Annotated in this window: 15 protein-coding genes and 2 rRNA genes; 14 read left to right on the top strand and 3 right to left on the bottom strand. The window is 42.5% G+C overall.

Going from position 1 to position 19,047, the window contains the following annotated elements:
• The 6 genes from B6K08_RS11600 to B6K08_RS14280 all read left to right on the top strand — a co-directional run.
• Positions 1-198: ribosomal RNA gene (locus B6K08_RS11600) — 23S ribosomal RNA — on the top strand; the annotation flags it as partial.
• A 79-nt stretch (positions 199-277) separates the two neighbouring features.
• Positions 278-394, top strand: a 5S ribosomal RNA gene (rrf, locus tag B6K08_RS11605).
• Between the two features lie 1,104 nt (positions 395-1,498).
• A complete protein-coding gene (locus B6K08_RS11610) occupies positions 1,499-3,604 on the top strand; it encodes a peptidase domain-containing ABC transporter (RefSeq protein WP_039205783.1) in 2,106 nt (701 codons plus the stop codon).
• On the top strand, positions 3,601-4,983 hold the full coding sequence (locus B6K08_RS11615; RefSeq protein WP_234985360.1) for an HlyD family type I secretion periplasmic adaptor subunit: 1,383 nt from the start codon (positions 3,601-3,603) through the stop codon (positions 4,981-4,983). The genes B6K08_RS11610 and B6K08_RS11615 overlap by 4 nt, the downstream gene beginning before the upstream one ends.
• An 11-nt stretch (positions 4,984-4,994) precedes the next feature.
• On the top strand, positions 4,995-7,106 hold the full coding sequence (locus B6K08_RS11620) for a peptidase domain-containing ABC transporter (protein ID WP_159446775.1): 2,112 nt from the start codon (positions 4,995-4,997) through the stop codon (positions 7,104-7,106).
• A gap of 48 nt (positions 7,107-7,154) precedes the next feature.
• Positions 7,155-9,662: an alpha/beta hydrolase family protein gene (locus tag B6K08_RS14280; RefSeq protein ID WP_039205780.1), complete on the top strand. Its 2,508-nt coding sequence runs from the start codon at positions 7,155-7,157 to the stop codon at positions 9,660-9,662.
• A 117-nt stretch (positions 9,663-9,779) separates the two neighbouring features.
• On the opposite strand, the gene B6K08_RS11630 is transcribed toward B6K08_RS14280, so the two are convergent.
• Both B6K08_RS11630 and B6K08_RS11635 read right to left on the bottom strand, forming a co-directional pair.
• Positions 9,780-10,667: a LysR family transcriptional regulator gene (locus tag B6K08_RS11630; RefSeq protein WP_039205778.1), complete on the bottom strand. Its 888-nt coding sequence runs from the start codon at positions 10,665-10,667 to the stop codon at positions 9,780-9,782.
• 137 nt (positions 10,668-10,804) lie between these two features.
• On the bottom strand, positions 10,805-11,164 hold the full coding sequence (locus B6K08_RS11635) for a hypothetical protein (RefSeq protein ID WP_080326205.1): 360 nt from the start codon (positions 11,162-11,164) through the stop codon (positions 10,805-10,807).
• Positions 11,165-11,416: 252 nt separating this feature from the next.
• Between B6K08_RS11635 and B6K08_RS11640 the strand changes: the two genes are divergently transcribed.
• From B6K08_RS11640 to B6K08_RS11660, 5 genes are all read left to right on the top strand, one after another.
• Positions 11,417-12,538, top strand: a complete 1,122-nt coding sequence (locus B6K08_RS11640; RefSeq protein ID WP_039210457.1) for an alpha/beta hydrolase — start codon at positions 11,417-11,419, stop codon at positions 12,536-12,538.
• Between the two features lie 98 nt (positions 12,539-12,636).
• On the top strand, positions 12,637-13,257 hold the full coding sequence (locus B6K08_RS11645; RefSeq protein ID WP_039210459.1) for a flavodoxin: 621 nt from the start codon (positions 12,637-12,639) through the stop codon (positions 13,255-13,257).
• A gap of 116 nt (positions 13,258-13,373) precedes the next feature.
• Entirely contained in the window at positions 13,374-13,931 is a 558-nt protein-coding gene (locus B6K08_RS11650) for a hypothetical protein (RefSeq protein WP_234985361.1), read from the top strand.
• Positions 13,932-13,982: 51 nt separating this feature from the next.
• Positions 13,983-14,864 (top strand): carboxymuconolactone decarboxylase family protein, encoded by an 882-nt coding sequence (locus B6K08_RS11655; RefSeq protein WP_080326206.1) that lies wholly within the window; start codon positions 13,983-13,985, stop codon positions 14,862-14,864.
• 49 nt (positions 14,865-14,913) lie between these two features.
• Entirely contained in the window at positions 14,914-15,411 is a 498-nt protein-coding gene (locus B6K08_RS11660; protein ID WP_052212416.1) for a cyclophilin-like fold protein, read from the top strand.
• Positions 15,412-15,474: 63 nt separating this feature from the next.
• Here B6K08_RS11660 and B6K08_RS11665 read toward each other — a convergent pair whose 3' ends face one another.
• Positions 15,475-16,053, bottom strand: coding sequence for a DUF2284 domain-containing protein (locus tag B6K08_RS11665; protein ID WP_039210465.1), 579 nt, complete (start codon positions 16,051-16,053; stop codon positions 15,475-15,477).
• A 151-nt stretch (positions 16,054-16,204) separates the two neighbouring features.
• Between B6K08_RS11665 and B6K08_RS13840 the strand changes: the two genes are divergently transcribed.
• The 3 genes from B6K08_RS13840 (at position 16,205) to B6K08_RS11675 (ending at position 19,030) form a co-directional block, all read left to right on the top strand.
• On the top strand, positions 16,205-16,357 hold the full coding sequence (locus B6K08_RS13840; RefSeq protein ID WP_159446776.1) for a hypothetical protein: 153 nt from the start codon (positions 16,205-16,207) through the stop codon (positions 16,355-16,357).
• 475 nt (positions 16,358-16,832) lie between these two features.
• A complete protein-coding gene (locus B6K08_RS11670; protein ID WP_234985362.1) occupies positions 16,833-17,516 on the top strand; it encodes a recombinase family protein in 684 nt (227 codons plus the stop codon).
• 227 nt (positions 17,517-17,743) lie between these two features.
• Complete coding sequence (locus B6K08_RS11675; protein WP_080326208.1) at positions 17,744-19,030, top strand: DUF4910 domain-containing protein; 1,287 nt, start codon at positions 17,744-17,746, stop codon at positions 19,028-19,030.
• The last annotated feature ends 17 nt before the right edge of the window (positions 19,031-19,047 follow it).

The raw sequence follows: 19,047 nt of genomic DNA on the forward strand, positions 1-19,047 counted from the left end.
GCCAGTTGTACAGCTGGGTAGCTGCGTTCGGAAGGGATAAACGCTGAAAGCATCTAAGCGTGAAACCCGCCTTGAGATGAGATCTCTCACAGAGTAATCTGGTAAGACTCCTTATAGACGATGAGGTAGATAGGCTGGAAGTGGAAGCGTGGTGACATGTGAAGCGGACCAGTACTAATAAGTCGAGGGCTTAACTTAAAAAGCACTTACTAAGATGGTTCTTGTTTCTGTTTAGTTTTGGAGGCACATTTAAAAATGTCTTCAAAAAAATTGTATATCCGGTGATGATGGCTATGTGGTCCCACCTGTTCCCATTCCGAACACAGTAGTTAAGCACATAAACGCCGAAAGTACTTGGCTGGAGACGGCCTGGGAGGATAGGAAGTTGCCGGTTAATAAAAAAGACTGTCTGTTGGCAGTCTTTTTTATTATGCAGATTTGTATTTTTCACTGGTCGTCTCCAGCCAATATTGGACGGCCTGGGAGAGTAACATGCCAGTGGCATGTTACTCGGAACAAGTACGACTGAATATCGGACTTGTTCCGCGGTTGGAAGTTGCCGGTTAAAAAAGAGGATTGTCTTTTGACAGTCCTCTTTTTTTATTGTTTTCAGGCCGTCTCGGCGTTTATGGCTTATAAGTTAATTCGTCGAAAGTACTTGGCTGGGGGTGAACATGCCGGTGGCATGTTCACCGGAAATAGTTCGACTGTATATCGAACTATTTCCGCGACCGGCCAGCAAGGATAGGAAGTTGCCAGTTAGGCGGGTCCTGTCATGGGATAGGCCATTCATTTGCTTCGCTAGTGCCACATCAATTAATATATCGGCTTTAATAAGCATGGACGGGCTACGCGGCCGTCCGCCATATCATATCGTCTTAAATAGATTTTGTGCAGATGTGCCATTTAGAGCTTCGCATGCTTCATGTCCTTATCCCATGCCACCCGCATTCCGCGGTTGGAAGTTTTTCGAGTTATCTCAATTTAGATAACTCTTTTTTTATGTAAACATTTAAATTGTTTAAGTATAATACGTTTAACTACCTACACCTAAAATAGGTAATTTGACCATGGTGTCAAGGCAATAAGTCTGAGAGATGTTTACTGACTAAATAACCCCTTTCTGCCACATAAACTCTAAAAATAGTGGTTATTACTGATTTTAAATGTTAAATTTTGGTTTTAAATTTTATATAAAAATTAATATAAAATTTTAGAAGTAATTTTTGCTGAATAAAATCGCTTTTTGTATTGGGATCGAAATCTGCTTTCAAGGCAACAATTTCTAAGTTGTTTCAGGATTTTTCGTTTAATTGTATTCTATAACCGAATTATCAAAATATTAAAACAATTGGAAAAATGTTCAGGACTATCGTTGCAATTTTTCGAATATTGTTGACTTTATCGCCTATTGATTATAAGATTTAAAAACAATTTGAAGTATTTATCATAAAAAGTTATATTTTATAACTTTTTTATGCTTTTTTGGTGATTTAAGATGGTATTTGAAAAATATGATGAACTTTGGCAAGGAATCTTTTGCTTAATTCAACTTCAGGGAATTCAGGCCGAAAGAGATAGATTATTAGCCGCTAGTATGGAAAAGCCAAAGGATTGGAAGGAGCTGGCCAAAATTGGTAAGGGTCTTGGTTTACGCTTTAAAAAGCGGGATTATGACCCTGAAGAGCTGTCTTCTTTGGAAGACCCTGTATTGGCCCTCATGAAGGATGGAAGCTGGCGTGTGCTTGGAAAAGGTAATGCTCAACGGATTATGGTTATGAATCCGTTATCTGGTGAAGCGGGAGCCGTTACCCTCGATAAATTTATTCCCCAGTGGAGTGGGGAATGTCTGAGGGTATCGGAGCCTTTTTCTTTGTCCAAGGGGCAGAGAAGATTTGGCTTGTCATGGTTTTTGCCGGTATTGCTTAAATATAAATCCTATCTTTTTGAGGTCATATTGGCATCCTTTTGTTTGCAGCTTTTGGGTATTGTAACACCGATTTTTACACAGGTTATTATTGATAAGGTCATAGCGCAACAGGGAATAGCAACCTTGACAGTCTTGGGTATTTCCTTGATTTTTTCGGCGATATTTGTTTGTGCCATGTCTATTGCCAGAAAGCTGCTTGAAACCTCGGTTACAAGTAAAGCGGACATTATTTTGGGCAGTCAGCTTGTCCATCACTTATTGAGGCTTCCTCTCAGATATTTTGAGGTCAGGAGAGTTGGAGATACGCTTACAAGGGTTTCCGCCTTAAGCAGTATAAGGGAATTCCTTACGGGGTCGTCTATAACTGCTGTTTTGGATGGAATTTTTTCATTTGTTTTTTTTGCCATTATGGCTTATTACAGTTGGAGCCTTACGATTATAGCTTTGCTCCCTGCTCCTTTGTATTTACTCATAAATATTTTGGTTACACCTGTTTATAAAAAGAGAATTTCAGAATATTGGCAGACAGGTGCACTTAATAATGCATTTCTTGTGGAAACTGTTACAGGGGCACAAACTGTAAAGGCTCTTGCTATAGAGCCGCAATTTATAAAGCGATGGGAAAGATTATTGGCTGAAAATATTAGTTCTGGGTTTAACAGCTTTAAATTGGGACTATTAATTAATACTTCCACGTCAGGAGTTCAGAATTTTTCCACGTTGATTATTTTGTTGGCAGGTGGTCATCAGGTTATGGATGGTACCTTAACAATTGGCCAGCTGATTGCCTTTCAGATGTTGGCCAGACAGGGCAGCGAGCCTTTATTCCGCCTATCAGCTTTGTGGCAGAAGGCACAACAGACAATGCTTTCAGTTCGAAGGCTGGGGGATATTATGAACAGTCGTCCAGAGCTGCTTCAGGGGGAGTGTCCCAAAACCATGTCTGGGGCCCTGGAATTCCAGTCAGTTTCCTTTTCTTATGATGTGGAGAAGGAACCGGCAGTAAAGGACGTTAGTTTTCAGGTGATGGCTGGACAGCGTATTGGTATCGTAGGTCCTTCCGGATCTGGTAAAAGCACTGTTACCAAGCTGGTAGAACAGTTATATTTGCCTGGTGAAGGGCAGATCTTAATTGACGGGCAGCCGGGGCAGAGAATTGATCGTCGTTGGCTGCGCAGTAATATTGGTGTTGTGCAGCAGGAAAATATACTGTTTAAGGGATCTATACGAGAAAATATTTCTTTTTCAAGGCCGGGGGCATCAATTGATGATGTAATCAGAGCAGCAACGGTGGCTGGTGCTCATGATTTTATTGTGGAATTGCCTAATGGCTATGATACACAGGTGGGAGAGCAGGGAGCTAACCTCTCAGGAGGACAGAAGCAGAGGATTGCTATAGCAAGAGCATTACTGAATAACCCCAAGATAATAATTTTCGATGAGGCAACCAGCGCTCTTGACTATAAAACAGAGCGGATTGTTATGAATAATCTTGATAGTATAGCCAAAGGGCGCACCATGTTGATTATCGCTCACAGATTATCTACGGTGGTAAAATGCGACAAAATATTGGTTATGGAGAGAGGCCGATTGGTGGAAGAGGGAAGCCATCAGCAGCTAATGGAGAAAAAGGGGCTGTATTACAGCTTATATAGACAGCAGGAGGTAGGATGATGTTTAGAAAGCTGCGTTTGTATATTGACAGATTGACGGCTGACAGAAAAAATGGGGATTCACAGGAGCTGACTTCCCAGGAGCGGGAGTTTTTACCAGGGGTTTTGGAAACCATGACCAGTCCACCGGCTCCAGCAGCCCGTAAGCTGTTATGGGTGCTTTTTGCTTTGTTATTATCAGCGGTGCTTTGGGTCTGCTTTGGACATGTGGATGAAGTGGCCGTGGCCGAGGGAAAGGTAATTCCAAACGGGGAAAGCAAGGTTATACAGGCTGAAGATAAGGGAGTAATTAAAAAAATCTACGTTACAGAAGGTCAACTGGTTCATAAGGGGGATCTCCTGGTGGAGCTGGATACTACTATGACTCAGGCTGATCTGGATAATTTAAAAAAGAAAATTGCCTACTACGAGACTGATATAGAAAGGCTGTTGGCGGAGCAAAGGGGGGAAGCCTTTATTATAGGGGAAAACAGTTCATTGGACAAGCAGGACAGGCTTTTTCAGCAGAACCTATATGCAAGCCGTATGGCTCATTACCGCTCCCAACTGGCAGTGGCAGCATATAATCTCCAGCAGCAGAAGGCAGCACTTTCCTCGGAACAAACAGGCTATGAGAAGCTGTCACGTCTATATGATATCGCTCAGGAAAAGAATACCAAGGTAGCAAAGCTTGCAGAGCAAAATGCCATTTCTACTTTTACGGCACTGGAGTATCAGTCAAAGGCTGTGGAGCTGGAGCAGGATGTTTATGGACAGAGTCATAAAATTGATCAGGCTCAATGGGCTGTGATTCAAGCAGAGCAACAGTTGGAGGAGGTTCGGGCTGAGCATGACAAGGAAATTACCGGCATGCTGGTGGAGAGTCGCAGACAGCTTGCTTCTTATCAGGAGGAGCTGAAAAAAGCAGATGAAAAAAATCGTCTATCACAGCTGCGGGCACCTATTGATGGCAAGGTAGCCCATTTAAGTGTTCATACTGAGGGCGGTGTGGTAACGCCAGCACAGGCTATTTTGGAAGTGGTTCCTGAGGATGCCCGCATGGAAGTAGAGGCCTGGGTTCAAAACCGCGATATTGGTTTTGTGCAGGAAGGCCAAGAGGCAGAGGTAAAAGTAGAGGCCTTCAGTTTCCAAAAATTCGGAACCTTAAGCGGTCATGTAATGCAAATCAGTCCTGATGCCATGGAGGACAAAGACAAGGGACGTCGTTACAGGGTAACTATAGAGTTAGACAAGCCGGAATTTCAGCTCGTTGATAGAGTGGCAGATATTTCATCGGGAATGACTGCCAGTGCTGAAATAAAAATACGCCAAAAACGTATTATTGAGTTCTTTCTGGACCCATTCCGACGTTATAAAAGCGAAGCATTACGTGAGAGATGAGAGGACTTGGGATGGGAGAAATAAAAATAGATTCCCTGCTTAAGTGTCTGGTAGTGGTGTTGACTATTCACGGCAAGGCTATACAGGAAAATCAGTTAAAACGGGCTTACGCTTCTGACGGCAAGCCGTTATCTTTAACAGAGCTCATAAGAGCCAGTAGGGAACTGGGGTTTAGGGCACAGCAGATAAAGGCTGAGAAAAATCACCTAAAATCTTTACCAATGCCCTTTATTGCCTGTATGGGGAAGAATGAGCACATTGTTGTTGTCAAAAGTCAGACTGATCAAATAGTATTTTACAATCCATACCATGGACTTATGGAACAGGCTCCTATGGAAAAGCTACAGCAGGAGTGGGATGGATCTTCTATATTGTTTGCAGATGATGGTAATACTGATGAGGTGCAGGGAATAGGCTTTTCCTGGTTTGTCAGTGTCCTTCGTAAATATTGGCCCCAGCTTGCAAAAGTAATGCTGTTGTCTGTATTATTGCAGCTATTTGGTCTGTTAAGTCCTTTTTTTACCCAGATCATTATAGATGATGTACTGGTACATAACAGCGTGTCTACTTTGGATATTATGGTTGGCGGCATGGCCATGGTTATGATGTTTCAGCTAATTTTGAGTGGCTTTAGAAGCTATATTTTTACCAATATTGCTAATAAGGCGGATGCGGAGTTGAGTGCCAGACTGTTTAAACACCTTATGTTTTTGCAGACATCTTTTTATAATAATTGGACTTCAGGGGATGTGGTAACGAGAATACGGGAGCTGGAAAAGGTTCGTCAGTTCATAACAGGTACCGGGGTTACCTTGGTGTTGGATGCTATATTTGCCGTGATTTATATGGCTGTAATGTTTCATTATAGTGTGGATTTGACATTAATCGTTTTGGTAGCAGTTCCGTGCTATACCCTGCTTAATCTGGCTATTATTCCTATATATAGAAAACGTTTAAATGAAAATTTTGCAGCCAATGCGGCCACCCAGTCCTACATAATTGAAACTGTTACGGGGATTGAAACCGTGAAGCATCATGCTGTGGAAGGACTTATGGAGAAAAAGTGGGAGAGCCTTCTGAATGGATTTGTAAAATCCAACAGGGCCATTGCCAATCTGGTAAATGGGGTGGGCAGTGTAGGTGGTCTGTACCAACAGCTGTTCATGCTTTCAATCCTTTGGTATGGTGCTTATCTGGTTATGGAAAATCAGCTCAGTATCGGTCAGCTTATTGCATTTCAGATGCTGGCGGGCATGGTGGTAACACCTGTTATGAGAATATTCTCCGCATGGCAGAGCTTTCAGCAGGCAAAGGTTTCTCTGGATAAGCTAGGGGATATAATGAACAGTCCAGCTGAGGCCACCTTTAATCCTAACCGTTCTGTATTGCCATCGGTAAGGGGGCGTTTGGAGCTGGACAATGTGTCCTTCCGCTACAGTGATGAGGGAAATCAGGTCCTAAGGCATATATCACTCAGTATTTCCGAGGGTAGCTGTGTGGGCATTGTGGGCCCGTCTGGGTCAGGTAAGAGCACAATAACCAGGCTGATGCAGCTCTTATATACCCCGGAATCCGGCCGGGTTCTGGTGGATGGAGTGGATATGGCCCAGATGGAGCCCGCTTGGCTTAGACGGCAGATTGGGGTGGTTTTGCAGGAAAGTTTTCTGTTCAATGGTACTATTGCTGAAAATATTGCGGCTGCCAAGCCAGATGCAACTGAGCAGGAAATTGTTCAGGTGGCTAGAATGGCCGGCGTTATGGATTTTTTGAAGGATATGCCTGATGGCTTTAACACCAATGTGGGAGAAAGAGGCGGTAATCTGTCAGGGGGACAGCGCCAGCGAGTGGCTATAGCCAGGGCACTTATTACAAATCCTAAAATATTGATTTTGGATGAGGCAACCAGCGCATTGGATTACGCCTCAGAACACAGTATTATGAGCAATTTGGAGAAATTTGCCAAAGGGCGCACTGTCATTATGATAGCCCACCGGCTAAAGACCGTGATGAAGTGCGATAAAATATTTGTTATTTCCCAGGGCGTGGTAGAAGAAGAGGGGAGTCATGAGGCCCTGCTGGAAAGGGGAGGTTTATATCATTCACTGTGGATGGAACAGCAATAACGCGCTGTTGCATTATAAATTTTATTTCTTGTAAGGGGGAAAAGAAAGATGGCGTTATTATCGAGGATCGTAAACGGTCTGGAGGAATTTTGGGAAGGAGGTGACTATTACGAAAGTGCTACTGAGCGTTCTCATGCAGAGCTAAATGCTGCCAAAAGGCATACTGCCATGCAACAGCTGGCAGACACTGCTGTGGCTGTCGGTGAAAGGGTAATCTCTGATCCTAAGGGGACCTTGGATATGGTAATTAACGATGCCAAGGTAGCTGTCTGGGGACACCATGGCCCACATCCAGTTCGGGATACGGCTAATTTCGTTAAGGGCATTTTTGGTATTACCAAGGATGGTATGTTAAAGGTGTTCAATGGATTTGCCGGTGACAGTGCTCCAATGCATTTTGAAAGACAGGATAATGCTGTCAGCCAGGCAGAGGGAGCTGTTATTACTTCCAAATTCAACACGGGTGCTTCTATCGGTGAGATGTCCTGGATGATTTATCAGGGTAGATTCAAGTACAATCAGGAGCTTATGGACAAGTGGACCCAGTATAACGATATTGAGACCTCCCATGGCTTCAATTGCCGCACCTATGTTAATGAGGCTGATAAGCAGGTCGTAGTTACTCTTGAGGGCACCCAGCCTAACAGTGATCTCAGTACCCTGTGGATTTGCAAGGATGGTCTGACTGATGCTGAAATTGGTCTTGGCATTATTCCTCCACAGATGCGTGAGGGATATGAGGAATTTAAGACAATTGTAGCGGATATTTCCAATAAATTTGTTGATAATGGCTACAATATTTCCTTTGCTGGCCACTCTTTGGGCGGCGGTTTGGCTCAGATGCTTCCAGGCATGTATTACATTGATACTGGTGTTGCCCTGCCTACTTTGGCAGAGGCTGGCCCTGGTATGCTGAAACACTTGAAGCTTTATGCTCAGGAGCAGCTTTTGGCCGGTAAATCCATTCATTTGCCTAGTGGTAATGTGGTTAGTCTTCACAGTGGCAGCATGGTGGACCGTGCCAAGGAGGCCAAGGCTATCGTTGACACCTTCAAAGCCCGGGATTTCAGCTTTGTTACTAATATGATTACTGTGCAGGATCCTGTAGGTGCTGTAAACTACGATGCTGACCCTGAAAAGGACGGCCATATCGGTGTATCCATTATTGTTCCTTATCTTATGACTACCCGTGAGGATATGCAGGATCTGGAATATGATGTGGTGGATGGTGTAAACAGAAAGCATTTTGTTACACCTGAGCTTACAGATAAGCTGGGCTTTGGCAATATTGAGGCAACCCGCTTTGATCGCCATGAGCCTGATCAGTCCGCTGTACTGTGGTCTGGTACAGCTGTGGGCTTCAAGGACCCAAGCATTATCGGTCTGGGCAGTGCAGTCTACAGGGCGTATGGTGAGCCACGCAAGGTTTGGGAAGGATCTTCATTGTCCCTGCCAGAGGTAACCATGTTCGGAACTTCTGAAAATGATTATATTGAGACTGGTGACAAGGCTACTCAGGTATACGCTGGTGATGGCAACGATGTTATTAAGGGCGGCAATGTAGGCAGTATTTTGGCCGGTGGTCATGGTGATGATTATATTGTAGGTGGCAGCGGAGACGATTATCTTGCAGGCGAAAATGGGGACGATAGCCTCCATGGTGGTGCCGGGAATGATATTCTCTTCGGTGGTGATGGCAATGATTACCTTGATGGCGGTGAAGGCAGTGATTTGCTCTTTGGCGGTCACGGTGACGATACGTTAGTATGGTCTAAGGGGAATGATTTCCTCTGTGGCAATGAGGGCAACGATACTATGGTTATCCGTGATGGTGCTCAGGGCAATGCTCAGCTCAAGTGGGAGCGCAACTACTCCAACTTTGGCAACGATACCGTTATCTTTGAGGGCACTATGGGCAAGGACAGCAATGTGCTTATGAACTTTGCTGATGAAATTCGCTTCCAGCATATGCGTTGGTCTGAAAATGGCGATGACCTTGTTATGACCGATAATCTCGGTGACAAGGCTGCCAGCGTAACCTTTAAGGATGCCTTTGATGCATTTGCCAAGAACAGCGGCAACATTGACATGCAGTTTACCAATGGCAGACTTTATGTGGATGATGTACTGTTTAATGTTCAGGCTGGCAGCGGTGATGTTAATGCCAGCGCTGATGAAAAATACAAGGGCACCATTATGCTGGGCTCCAAGGGTGATGATACCCTGCATTCTGGCAAGGGTGACGATTTGATGGTAGGCGGCAAGGGCAAGGATACCTACGTATTCGGCAACACCTTCGGCCATGATACCATTGTGGGCGGTGCTTCTGATGACGTTATTCAGTTCACCAATGCCTTTAATGAAAAGGAATATACCATTTCTCAGGACTTCGACGATTTGGTTATTTCCTATCAGCAGACCGGTTCTGCTGCAACTAATACGGTTACCCTTTCTGATTGGTTTACTTCAGCTGACCATATTGATACAGTTCAGTTTGGGGATGGCAGCTACAGCCTTTCTGATAAGGGATTCTCCAAGCAGAGTGCATCCTGCTAAAAATTAACCTTCATTTCATTCAAAAAATTATACCTTCATAAAACTTACCTCTCCTGAAAAAACTCCTCCTGTGATAACAGTATTCCACCTGTTGATCATGGGAGGAGTTTGTTGTTTTTATGAAAATTTTTCTTGCAGAGCTTGTAGGAAAAGTTGGGAGGCCTTGGAAAAAACTTGATTTTTTTTCCAGACCATTATCGGCTTGGCATAGATGGCCGGTTTCAATGGTCTTATACAAAGATCAGTTCCAGTTGTATTAATAAGGCCATCAAAGGAAATGGCACATCCTAATCCTGCCTGAATCATTATAGAAGCGTTATAAAACAGAGTATAAGAACCGACGATGTTCAAGTCCTTTAATGGCTTTTGCATCCATTGCTGTACTTCTGCTCCGTGGGTGATGGGGGTAATGCTCTGTCGTGATAGCAATAGAGGCGCATCCCAAAGGTCAGCCGGAGTGATGAATTCTTTTTTGGCCAAAGGATCATCTTTACGCACAACCAATACCCAGCGATCTTTAACCGGCAGCTTTAGATAACTGTATTTTTGGGAGCTAAGTTTTCCGTATATGTAACCAAAATCTATAAGTCCTAATTCAAGACGCTTACGGGTTGTTTCACCATCACCCGAAACGATATGAAAGTGGATATTTGGATATGTCCTGTGAAGTTCTTCTGCCACCTGCATTATTAGGGAAAAATTAATTGATTCTCCCGCACCAATACGGATATCACCTGCAATCGTCCGGTCATGGCTTAATAATTCTCCTTCGGTTTTTTCTACCAAAGATAGGATTTCTTCGGCACGTTGGCGAAGTAGTATTCCGTCTTCTGTAAGGGAGATGCGTCGAGGGGCACGTATGAGAAGCTGTTTGCCATATTCATCCTCTAAATCCTTTATTTGTCTGGAAAGAGTAGGTTGGGAAAGGTGAAGTTTTTCCGCTGCCCGGGAAAAACTTTCCTCTTTGGCCACTGTAAGGAAATATTTTAATATGCGAAATTCCATTATGATTTCTCCCTTAATTCATTTGATATGGAATATTATTCTACGCGTAGGGGAATAATCCTTTTTGGTGTATTTGGCTACATTAAATTAAAGAGGAGCTGCGAAATCACAGCTCCTCCAGGGTGAGTCTTATTTTATCATTTTGTTGTATTGTCATGTGGCTGGCCCAGTGGAATGTGGTTTACTGGGGCCTTGTCCACAGAATTGTCTTCTGATGGCTTTGGGGTTGATGAGGTTTTATCCGTTGGCTCGTTTACGGTTGGGTGATTATCTGCAACGGGGGTTTTGGCTGGTATATTGGATTTAGGGGCAGCTTCGGCTGGCTTATCTGTCATTGGGCCCTCATCAGTGATTGGGGTATTGCGCATTGATTCTTCTATTTCTATTGCGCCTGTTGCTGGTGGCTCAATTTTATCCTGTAAGGCTTCACTGGCAAATGCAGTGCAACTAAGCATCATAACGGCTAAAACGGACATACAAGTAATAATCTTTTTCATAATATCTACCTCCAATATATAAACTTATTTAAACTTCATAGGCCTATGTTGTTAATTATATTATCTTATAAATATGAAAAATTTATGGGCGATTATGAAAAATATAAGGAAAGAGTTAAAATAAATTAGTTTACTTATATCTATTACCAATAAGCATAGGTTTGTATTTGCTATAAGTATTTGTATTAGATTATTGCCTTTGCTATACTTGAATCATCGACAGAGATAGTGACAGTTAAGGAGGCAGGTTGCATGAAAAAAGCATTCAGACAGATTTTGGCAGCAATGTTATGTGCGGGAGTAATGACTGTAGGAATAAATACTGAGGCAGCAGTGCAGGAGGGAAGTATTATGCATAGTGCTGAAAAGCAAACGGATCGTGTTATAAAGGCAGAAAAACTTAATCTCACCAGTGAATGGGATAAGGTTTTTGCCAAAAGTGATGCGGTTAATCATAAAAAGGTAACTTTCGTAAATCGGTATGGAATTACCCTGGCCGCTGATATGTACATCCCTAAAGAAGCAAAGGGGAAAATGGCGGCTTTAGCGGTAAGCGGACCATTTGGAGCAGTAAAGGAGCAGTCATCTGGCCTCTACGCCCAGGAAATGGCTAAAAGGGGTTATTTGACTATTGCCTTTGATCCTTCATTTACCGGTGAAAGCGGTGGAGCACCACGGTATGTGGCTTCGCCGGATATAAATACTGAGGATTTCTCAGCTGCAGTGGATTTCCTTTCCACTCAGGAAAATGTAGATCCGGAACGTATTGGTATAATCGGGATTTGTGGTTGGGGCGGTATGGCAATTAATGCTGCTTCTATGGATACCAGGATTAAGGCTACGGTGGCTTCTACCATGTATGATATGACCAGAGTCAGTGCCAATGGCTATTTTGATTATGAAAAGGATGCTGATACCTTAGCCAAGGAGCGCTATGCCAACCGTCAGGCATTGAATAATCAGCGTACAGAAGACTACAGAAATGGTTATTATAAAAATGCCGGTGGCGTTCCCGATGTATTGCCAGAGGATGCACCTTGGTTTGTAAAGGATTATTTTGCATATTACAAGACCAAGCGGGGCTATCATCCACGTTCCCTTAACTCCAACGGTGGTTGGAATATGACTTCTGGGCTTTCCCTTATGACCATGCCGATTTTACAGTACAGTGATGAAATTCAAAGCGCTGTGATGGTTCTCCATGGTGAAAAGGCTCATTCCCGTTATTTCGGTGAGGATGCCTTCAAAAAGCTGAAGGGAGATAACAAGGAGCTGGTGATTGTTCCAGAAGCATCTCACATTGATTTGTACGATAATATGGATAAAATTCCATTTGATAAAATTGAAGACTTCTTCAAGAAGAATTTAAAATAACAGAATAGATACCAAGCCGGGGCTTTTGTGTGAGCTCCGGCCTTTGGTGTTATGGATGAGAACTATAAATGTGAAGTGCTTTAGAAAGGATAAATAAAATGAAAAAGATTTTGTTACTTTGTGTTAGTCTGTTGGTCGTGCTTGGAATAATGGGATGTGGCTCAGATAAAGGAAAGGCTGAGGTAAAACCTGACACCACATCTAAGGTGACTACAGACACATCGGCACCGGCAGCCAAGAGCAAGATTTTGGTGGCTTATTTTTCCGTCACAGGTAATAGCAAGCAACTGGCAGAGAACACAGCTAAGACTCTGGGAGCTGATTTGTATGAAATCCGTCCAGCCAAGCCTTATACCAAGGATGACTTAAATTATAACGACGAATCTACCAGGGCCACTGTGGAGCAAAAGAATGATAGCGTCCGTCCAGAATTGGCGGATAATAAAGCACCAATTTCCAATTATGAAACCATTATTTTAGTGCATCCTATTTGGTGGGGACAGGCACCACGCATCATGGATACCTTCGTGGAAAGCTACGATTTTACCGGGAAAAATATGACTAATATTTGTACCTCTGGCGGCAGTGACATCGGTACAAGCGGTGATTATCTGCAAAAATTAACTAAGGGTAAGGCTAATTGGAAGCCTGGTAAATTGTTCACCAAAGATGCCAGTGAGGCAGAAATCAATAGTTGGTTTAAGGCACTTGGATTTTAAAAATGAATGAACAAAAGATATCAAAACAAATGGTAGTGACCATATTGCTACCTATTATGCTTATATTGGTCATGTGTTTTCATCATATTCCAAAATTATTACATGAGATAATTGGTGTGGCATGGCTATTGCTGATGGGGGTACACATTTACCAGCATCGTCGTTGGTTTAGTGGCCTGCGACAGGGATCATGGAAAGCTGGCCGTGTGATAAATACCCTGGTCAATATTTTGCTTTTAGTCCTTGTATTGGTGGTAATTGGAGCAGGAATCGGAATATCCAACTACCTCTTCCGGGAAATTATTCCTCTGGATATACAGCGCAGCATTACTATTCATCAATTTCATGTGTCCCTGGGCTACGGCATAATAATTTTATGTGGCATCCATTGGGGACTGCATTGGAAGGGATGGCTAGGACAATGGAAGAAGGGGCTGAATATTGATAAATCAGTTTGGATTCGTCCCTGGCATAAATATTGTCTGGTGGCAATAATCATCATCGCTGGAATTTACAGTTCCATCATAAATCAGGTAGGCAATCGACTTTTGATGAAGCATATTTTTGCTACGGCGGCCACCTCATTGCCAGGAGGAGCCTATGCAATATTGCTGGTCTGTTTGTTGGGATTGTATGTTTTGGTTGGTGTTGTTATCGGTAGAGTATTTAGGTAGGGTAGTATGGTAAAGTACCTGTTTTAGTCGTGTTTTGGAGGAGATCCTTAGATGAAAATTAGAAAAAAGATAATAGTAGGGTTGGCAGCTGTAATGCTCATGTCAACAAATTTATTAAATGTGGAGGCATCAGAAATGGCAGATAATAATCGCAAAGCAGTAAAGGTGGTTCAGACCGCAGGCCGGCAGCAGCTGGGAGAATTTGCCCCGGATTTTGCCCGCTACAACGACGATATCCTCTTTGGGGAAGTGTGGTCAAAAAATGATGTGCTGTCCCTGCATGACCGCAGTATTGTAACAGTTTCAGCACTGGTGGCCAGTGGTATAACGGATAGCTCTTTAAAATATCATTTGCAGTCTGCTAAAAATAATGGAGTTACTAAGGCAGAAATGGCAGAGATTATTACTCAGCTGGGCTTTTATGGCGGTTGGCCAAAGGCTTGGGCTGCATTTAATCTGGCCAAAGAAGTATATAATGACACTCCGGTAGTAGCTGAAACCACTTCAGACAATGAAACACTGGAAAATATTATGGCTACCAGTCTATTTCCAGTGGGGGGCGAAAATGTAAACTACGCTCAGTATTTTGATGGGACAAGTTATCTGAATATGCTGTCCATGGATCAGGTAATTATTGGCAATGTTACCTTTGAGCCTGGTTGCCGCAACCATTGGCACATACATCATGCAGATAAGGGCGGCGGGCAAATGCTGCTCGTTACTGCTGGTCGTGGCTATTATCAGGAATGGGGCAAGGCTCCTCAGGAGCTTAAGCCAGGGGATGTGGTGCATATTCCTGCGAATGTAAAGCATTGGCACGGTGCGGCTCCAAACTCGGCCTTCCAGCATTTGGCTATAGAAGTACCAGGGGAAAATACCTCCAGTGAATGGTGCGAAGCTGTAGATGCAGCTGAATATAATAAATTAAAGTAAAACGTATTATTTTAAATAGTGCATTGTCCTTCTTCGGGGAGATTTTCTTATGATTAAAAGTAAAATATTGTGTGCAGCAGGATTAGCGATGCTGTTTTTGCTTTCAGGCTGTTCAGCTAATCAAAATACTGGTACAGCTTCTATGGCTGCACACCATGAACAGGCTGTACAGGAAAATACATCAGTTAAATCAGGTCAGAAAAAGGAAATGGCTATGGAATTGATGATTAATAATGTCAGAGTTCCTGTTAGTTGGGAACAAAACCCGTCTACTGAAAATCTAAAAAAGCTATTGCCCTTAACCATCAATATGTCAATGTATGGTGGATTTGAACAGGTGGGCTCTATAGGTCACAGCTTGACCAGAAATGATACACAGACAACTACCCAATATGGGGATATTGTTTTATACTCTGGCGATAAAATAGTAATTTTTTATGGTTCAAATTCCTGGTCATATACCAGGTTGGGACATATTAATTTATCCCAGCAGGAAATGACAGATTTGCTGTCTCATGGCGATGTGACAATGAAAATTACAGAATGATTGATTTTTTAGTAAAAGGAAAAGCTGTATGAGCATGAAAGTTCATACAGCTTTTTTGGTGTGTTAAAGATTCCACAGTTCAGCTTTCACATTACTCTTGGTCAGCAGGCCGTGGATTAGGGTAAAATATTTTGGCAGACTATCTTTGCACCATTGAATATCAATATTAAACAAGTCCTTGGTGATAGCTGTAAGGTCGAAGCCAAAGGCATCCATGGAATAGCGCATTTTGTCGGGTAGTCTGCATGGAATACCATCCTTTCGGGTACATATACTACAATTATTGCAGCCACCGGAGGATAGGGAGATACTTTCTGGAACTAATTGTTCCATGCTTCGGAGACTTTCCTCCAGATTAGCTTTTATCTCACATAGAATTTTCCACCCAATATCCTTTACCTTGTCAGGTGTATCTGCTTCGTGAATGATACGTTCATCCAAGGTTATTTTGGCACAGACCACATAAACATAAGTATATTTATCTAAATATTCGTTGACATCGAAGGCCAGAGGCGGGCAGGACCAGGTATTGTTGTATCTGGGGCATTCCTTGCAGTATGCAAGAAACTTTTCCTGATTCTGGTATTTTCTTTTAAATTCCTCGATATTAATAAAATTTTTTTGGTAATTTACTGAATACATAATGGCAATTCTCCTGTTACTTACACATATCATCGCCCCTATTATAACGCTATTACTCAAAAATGGCGATTTAATACAAAGCTTTTAAAAGACGTATCTGATAGAGGTGCGTCTTTTTTTATGTGCGCCCGGCGGCGCACGTTTCTAACCGGTGAAAGTCCGGAATCTGCCCGGTAGCGGGAAAGATATAGCCAATGGCAAGGGTGTCCACCGTGAGGCGGAATCTGAAGGAAGCCGGCGGCAAATCTCTGGCCTGACGAACAGAAATCGCATAAAGGCTACTATTGAGGATAAGGTCGCATAACGGGTTGAAGTCCAATAGCTACACGGAATCAATGGTAGTAAATGCGGCAGGTAGGTGGAGGGAAAGAAACGTGTGGTACCCGGGGAGGTCTGCATGGTATGCCTTGCAAAGTGATACAATATTCACTTCTAGGTAAGCTACGGTGAGAAGCGTGAGTTGAACATGCAGAAGTCAGTTCAAGTCATAGTACCGATGAAACCTGTGAAAGTAGGTAGGAGGGAAGGACTTGACGGTTATAACGGGACAGACGTCATTTACCCAATACTCGAAGATGGCAGTTGCTCGAAATGAGGTCACTTGCTGGAGAATAGGTCGGAAACCGAAAGGAAAGCAGGGACGCCTAGGGCTAGGGATAGGTGGTGCAAGGCATAGGCACATCCTGAAATAACCGAACCGCCGTGTACCGAACGGTACGCACGGTGGTGTGAGAGGACGGGGGTTAGCCACCCCCTCCTACTCGATTGCAATGAATGCTGTGTTTGAAAAATTAAAAAAGAAAAAATATTTTATGGAGTTGGATATGGAAAATAATATAAGTAAAGATAAGCAAAAGTTGTATGGATATGCCAGAGTCAGTTCATCATCTCAAAAAGAGGACAGGCAAATTATCGCATTAAAAGAAATGGGAGTATCGGAAGATGCCATATTTGTGGATAGGATGTCTGGCAAAAATTTTGATCGCCCAGAGTATAAAAAATTACTCAGAAAGCTCAATAACAACACTTGCTTGTACATAAAATCTATAGATAGGTTGGGTAGAAGCTATTCGGATTTAAGTGAGCAGTGGCGTATCATAACCAAGGAGAAGCAGTCAGATGTATATGTGATAGATATGCCTATATTGGACACACGGCGTGATAAAAACTTGCTCGGAACATTTATTAGCGATTTAGTTTTGAGCCTGCTTAGTTATTGCTCTGCTTCTGAATTGGCACTGATTCATTCAAGGCAACGGGAAGGAATAGAAGCGGCTAAGGCGAGGGGAGTAAGATTGGGTAGACCACCTAAACCTTTACCTGAAAATTTCGATGAGGTATTTCAAGAGTGGTCCTTGGGGAAAATTAGTGCAGTGGAGGCGTCCAAGAAATGTAATATGCCAGAATCCACATTCCGTTATAAAGCCCTTGCTTATCGTAAAAATTTAAAAAATAAAACCTGATTATCAGATTATGCTGGTAATCAGGCTTTTAGATAAAAAATCGCAAAAAAGTATACTTTTTTGCGGTGCTTATCAAAAGAAAAACTCTATGAATTATTCTACACCAAAAATCCTTTTTTACAAAGGATTTTATGAAGAATAATTAACAACTATATTCGTCAGAAATATCAAATTCCTGTGGCTTAAAAAAGTATACTTTTTTAAAGCTATAAGGAGATAAAGAGAGAATGGATATAGGACAAGATATGTATATATTGTGTGACAAAATGTTCCCATACAGTCGTAGTATTACTGGTGATGGGGTAAGACAAACATTACAGACATTGAGGGAAATAGTACCAGAAATCACAGTACATGAAGTACCAAGCGGTACAAAAGCATTTGATTGGACGGTGCCAAAAGAATGGCGCATCCGTGATGCATGGATAAAGAACTCCAAGGGTGAAAAGATACTGGATTTTAACGAGCATAATCTTCATGTGGTGGGCTATTCAACCCCTGTAGACAAAATAGTGGATTTGGCAGAGTTAAAGCAATATCTTTACACTCAGCCAGATCAGCCAGATGCTATTCCATATGTTACGTCTTACTACAAAGAGCGTTTTGGCTTTTGCATGACACAGCAGCAGTATGATGCTTTGCCTGAGGATACTTACCATATTTTCATTGAGAGCGAGCTCTTTGATGGTAGTCTGACATATGGTGAATTAATTATCCCAGGTGAGTCTGAGAAGGAAGTTCTTATTTCAACATATATGTGTCACCCATCCATGGCGAACAATGAATTATCTGGTCCAGCGGTATCAGTTTATCTGGCTAGATGGTTGCTTTCCACAGAGAAACGGCACTATACCTACCGATTTGTATATGTTCCTGAGACCATTGGTTCGTTGACGTATATGAGCCAAGGGGATAACCTTGAAAAGATGAAAGCAAATATTGTGGCAGGATGGAATCTGTCATGTGTTGGCGATGACCGTACATATTCTTATGTTAAGACTCGTTATGGTAACACTTTGACAGATAAAATAACTAAGAATGTTTTGAGCTTCATTTATCCTGAGTATAAGGAGTACTCTTTCTTGAAACGAGGCAGTGATGAGAGACAGTACAATGCTCCAGGTGTAGATTTGCCAATATGCGGTTTTTCACGGTCTAAATATGGTGAATATCCGGAGTATCATACCTCTAAAGATGATATGGGGTTGATCTCACCATCAGGTCTTCAAGGCGCATATGAAACAATGCAACGATGTATAGAAGCATTGGAAGGGAATAACAAATACAAGATACAGTGCCTGGGAGAGCCACAATTGGGAAAACGTGGATTATATCCGACTATCAGTCAGAAGGGTTCTTACGATGAAGTAACTGCAATGATGAATTTTATTGCATATTCTGATGGGACTAATGATATTGTTGATATAAGCAATTTAATCAGGACACCAGTTAGCAATTTGATACCTATTGCGCAAAAATTATCAAAATCTAATCTGATTAAAGTCGTAGAATGACTATTAAGGAGTTTTTC

Origin of the sequence: Anaerovibrio lipolyticus DSM 3074 (genome assembly GCF_900141865.1) — a bacterium.
Classification (GTDB): domain Bacteria; phylum Bacillota; class Negativicutes; order Selenomonadales; family Selenomonadaceae; genus Anaerovibrio; species Anaerovibrio lipolyticus.

What these genes read in the sequence shown, in the direction of transcription:
- B6K08_RS11610 (WP_039205783.1), top strand. Translation starts at nt 1,499, where the DNA reads ATGGTATTTGAAAAATATGATGAACTTTGGCAAGGAATCTTTTGCTTA.
- B6K08_RS11615 (WP_234985360.1), top strand. Translation starts at nt 3,601, where the DNA reads ATGATGTTTAGAAAGCTGCGTTTGTATATTGACAGATTGACGGCTGAC.
- B6K08_RS11620 (WP_159446775.1), top strand. Translation starts at nt 4,995, where the DNA reads ATGGGAGAAATAAAAATAGATTCCCTGCTTAAGTGTCTGGTAGTGGTG.
- B6K08_RS14280 (WP_039205780.1), top strand. Translation starts at nt 7,155, where the DNA reads ATGGCGTTATTATCGAGGATCGTAAACGGTCTGGAGGAATTTTGGGAA.
- B6K08_RS11630 (WP_039205778.1), bottom strand. Translation starts at nt 10,667, where the DNA reads ATGGAATTTCGCATATTAAAATATTTCCTTACAGTGGCCAAAGAGGAA.
- B6K08_RS11635 (WP_080326205.1), bottom strand. Translation starts at nt 11,164, where the DNA reads ATGAAAAAGATTATTACTTGTATGTCCGTTTTAGCCGTTATGATGCTT.
- B6K08_RS11640 (WP_039210457.1), top strand. Translation starts at nt 11,417, where the DNA reads ATGAAAAAAGCATTCAGACAGATTTTGGCAGCAATGTTATGTGCGGGA.
- B6K08_RS11645 (WP_039210459.1), top strand. Translation starts at nt 12,637, where the DNA reads ATGAAAAAGATTTTGTTACTTTGTGTTAGTCTGTTGGTCGTGCTTGGA.
- B6K08_RS11655 (WP_080326206.1), top strand. Translation starts at nt 13,983, where the DNA reads ATGAAAATTAGAAAAAAGATAATAGTAGGGTTGGCAGCTGTAATGCTC.
- B6K08_RS11660 (WP_052212416.1), top strand. Translation starts at nt 14,914, where the DNA reads ATGATTAAAAGTAAAATATTGTGTGCAGCAGGATTAGCGATGCTGTTT.
- B6K08_RS11665 (WP_039210465.1), bottom strand. Translation starts at nt 16,053, where the DNA reads ATGTATTCAGTAAATTACCAAAAAAATTTTATTAATATCGAGGAATTT.
- B6K08_RS11675 (WP_080326208.1), top strand. Translation starts at nt 17,744, where the DNA reads ATGGATATAGGACAAGATATGTATATATTGTGTGACAAAATGTTCCCA.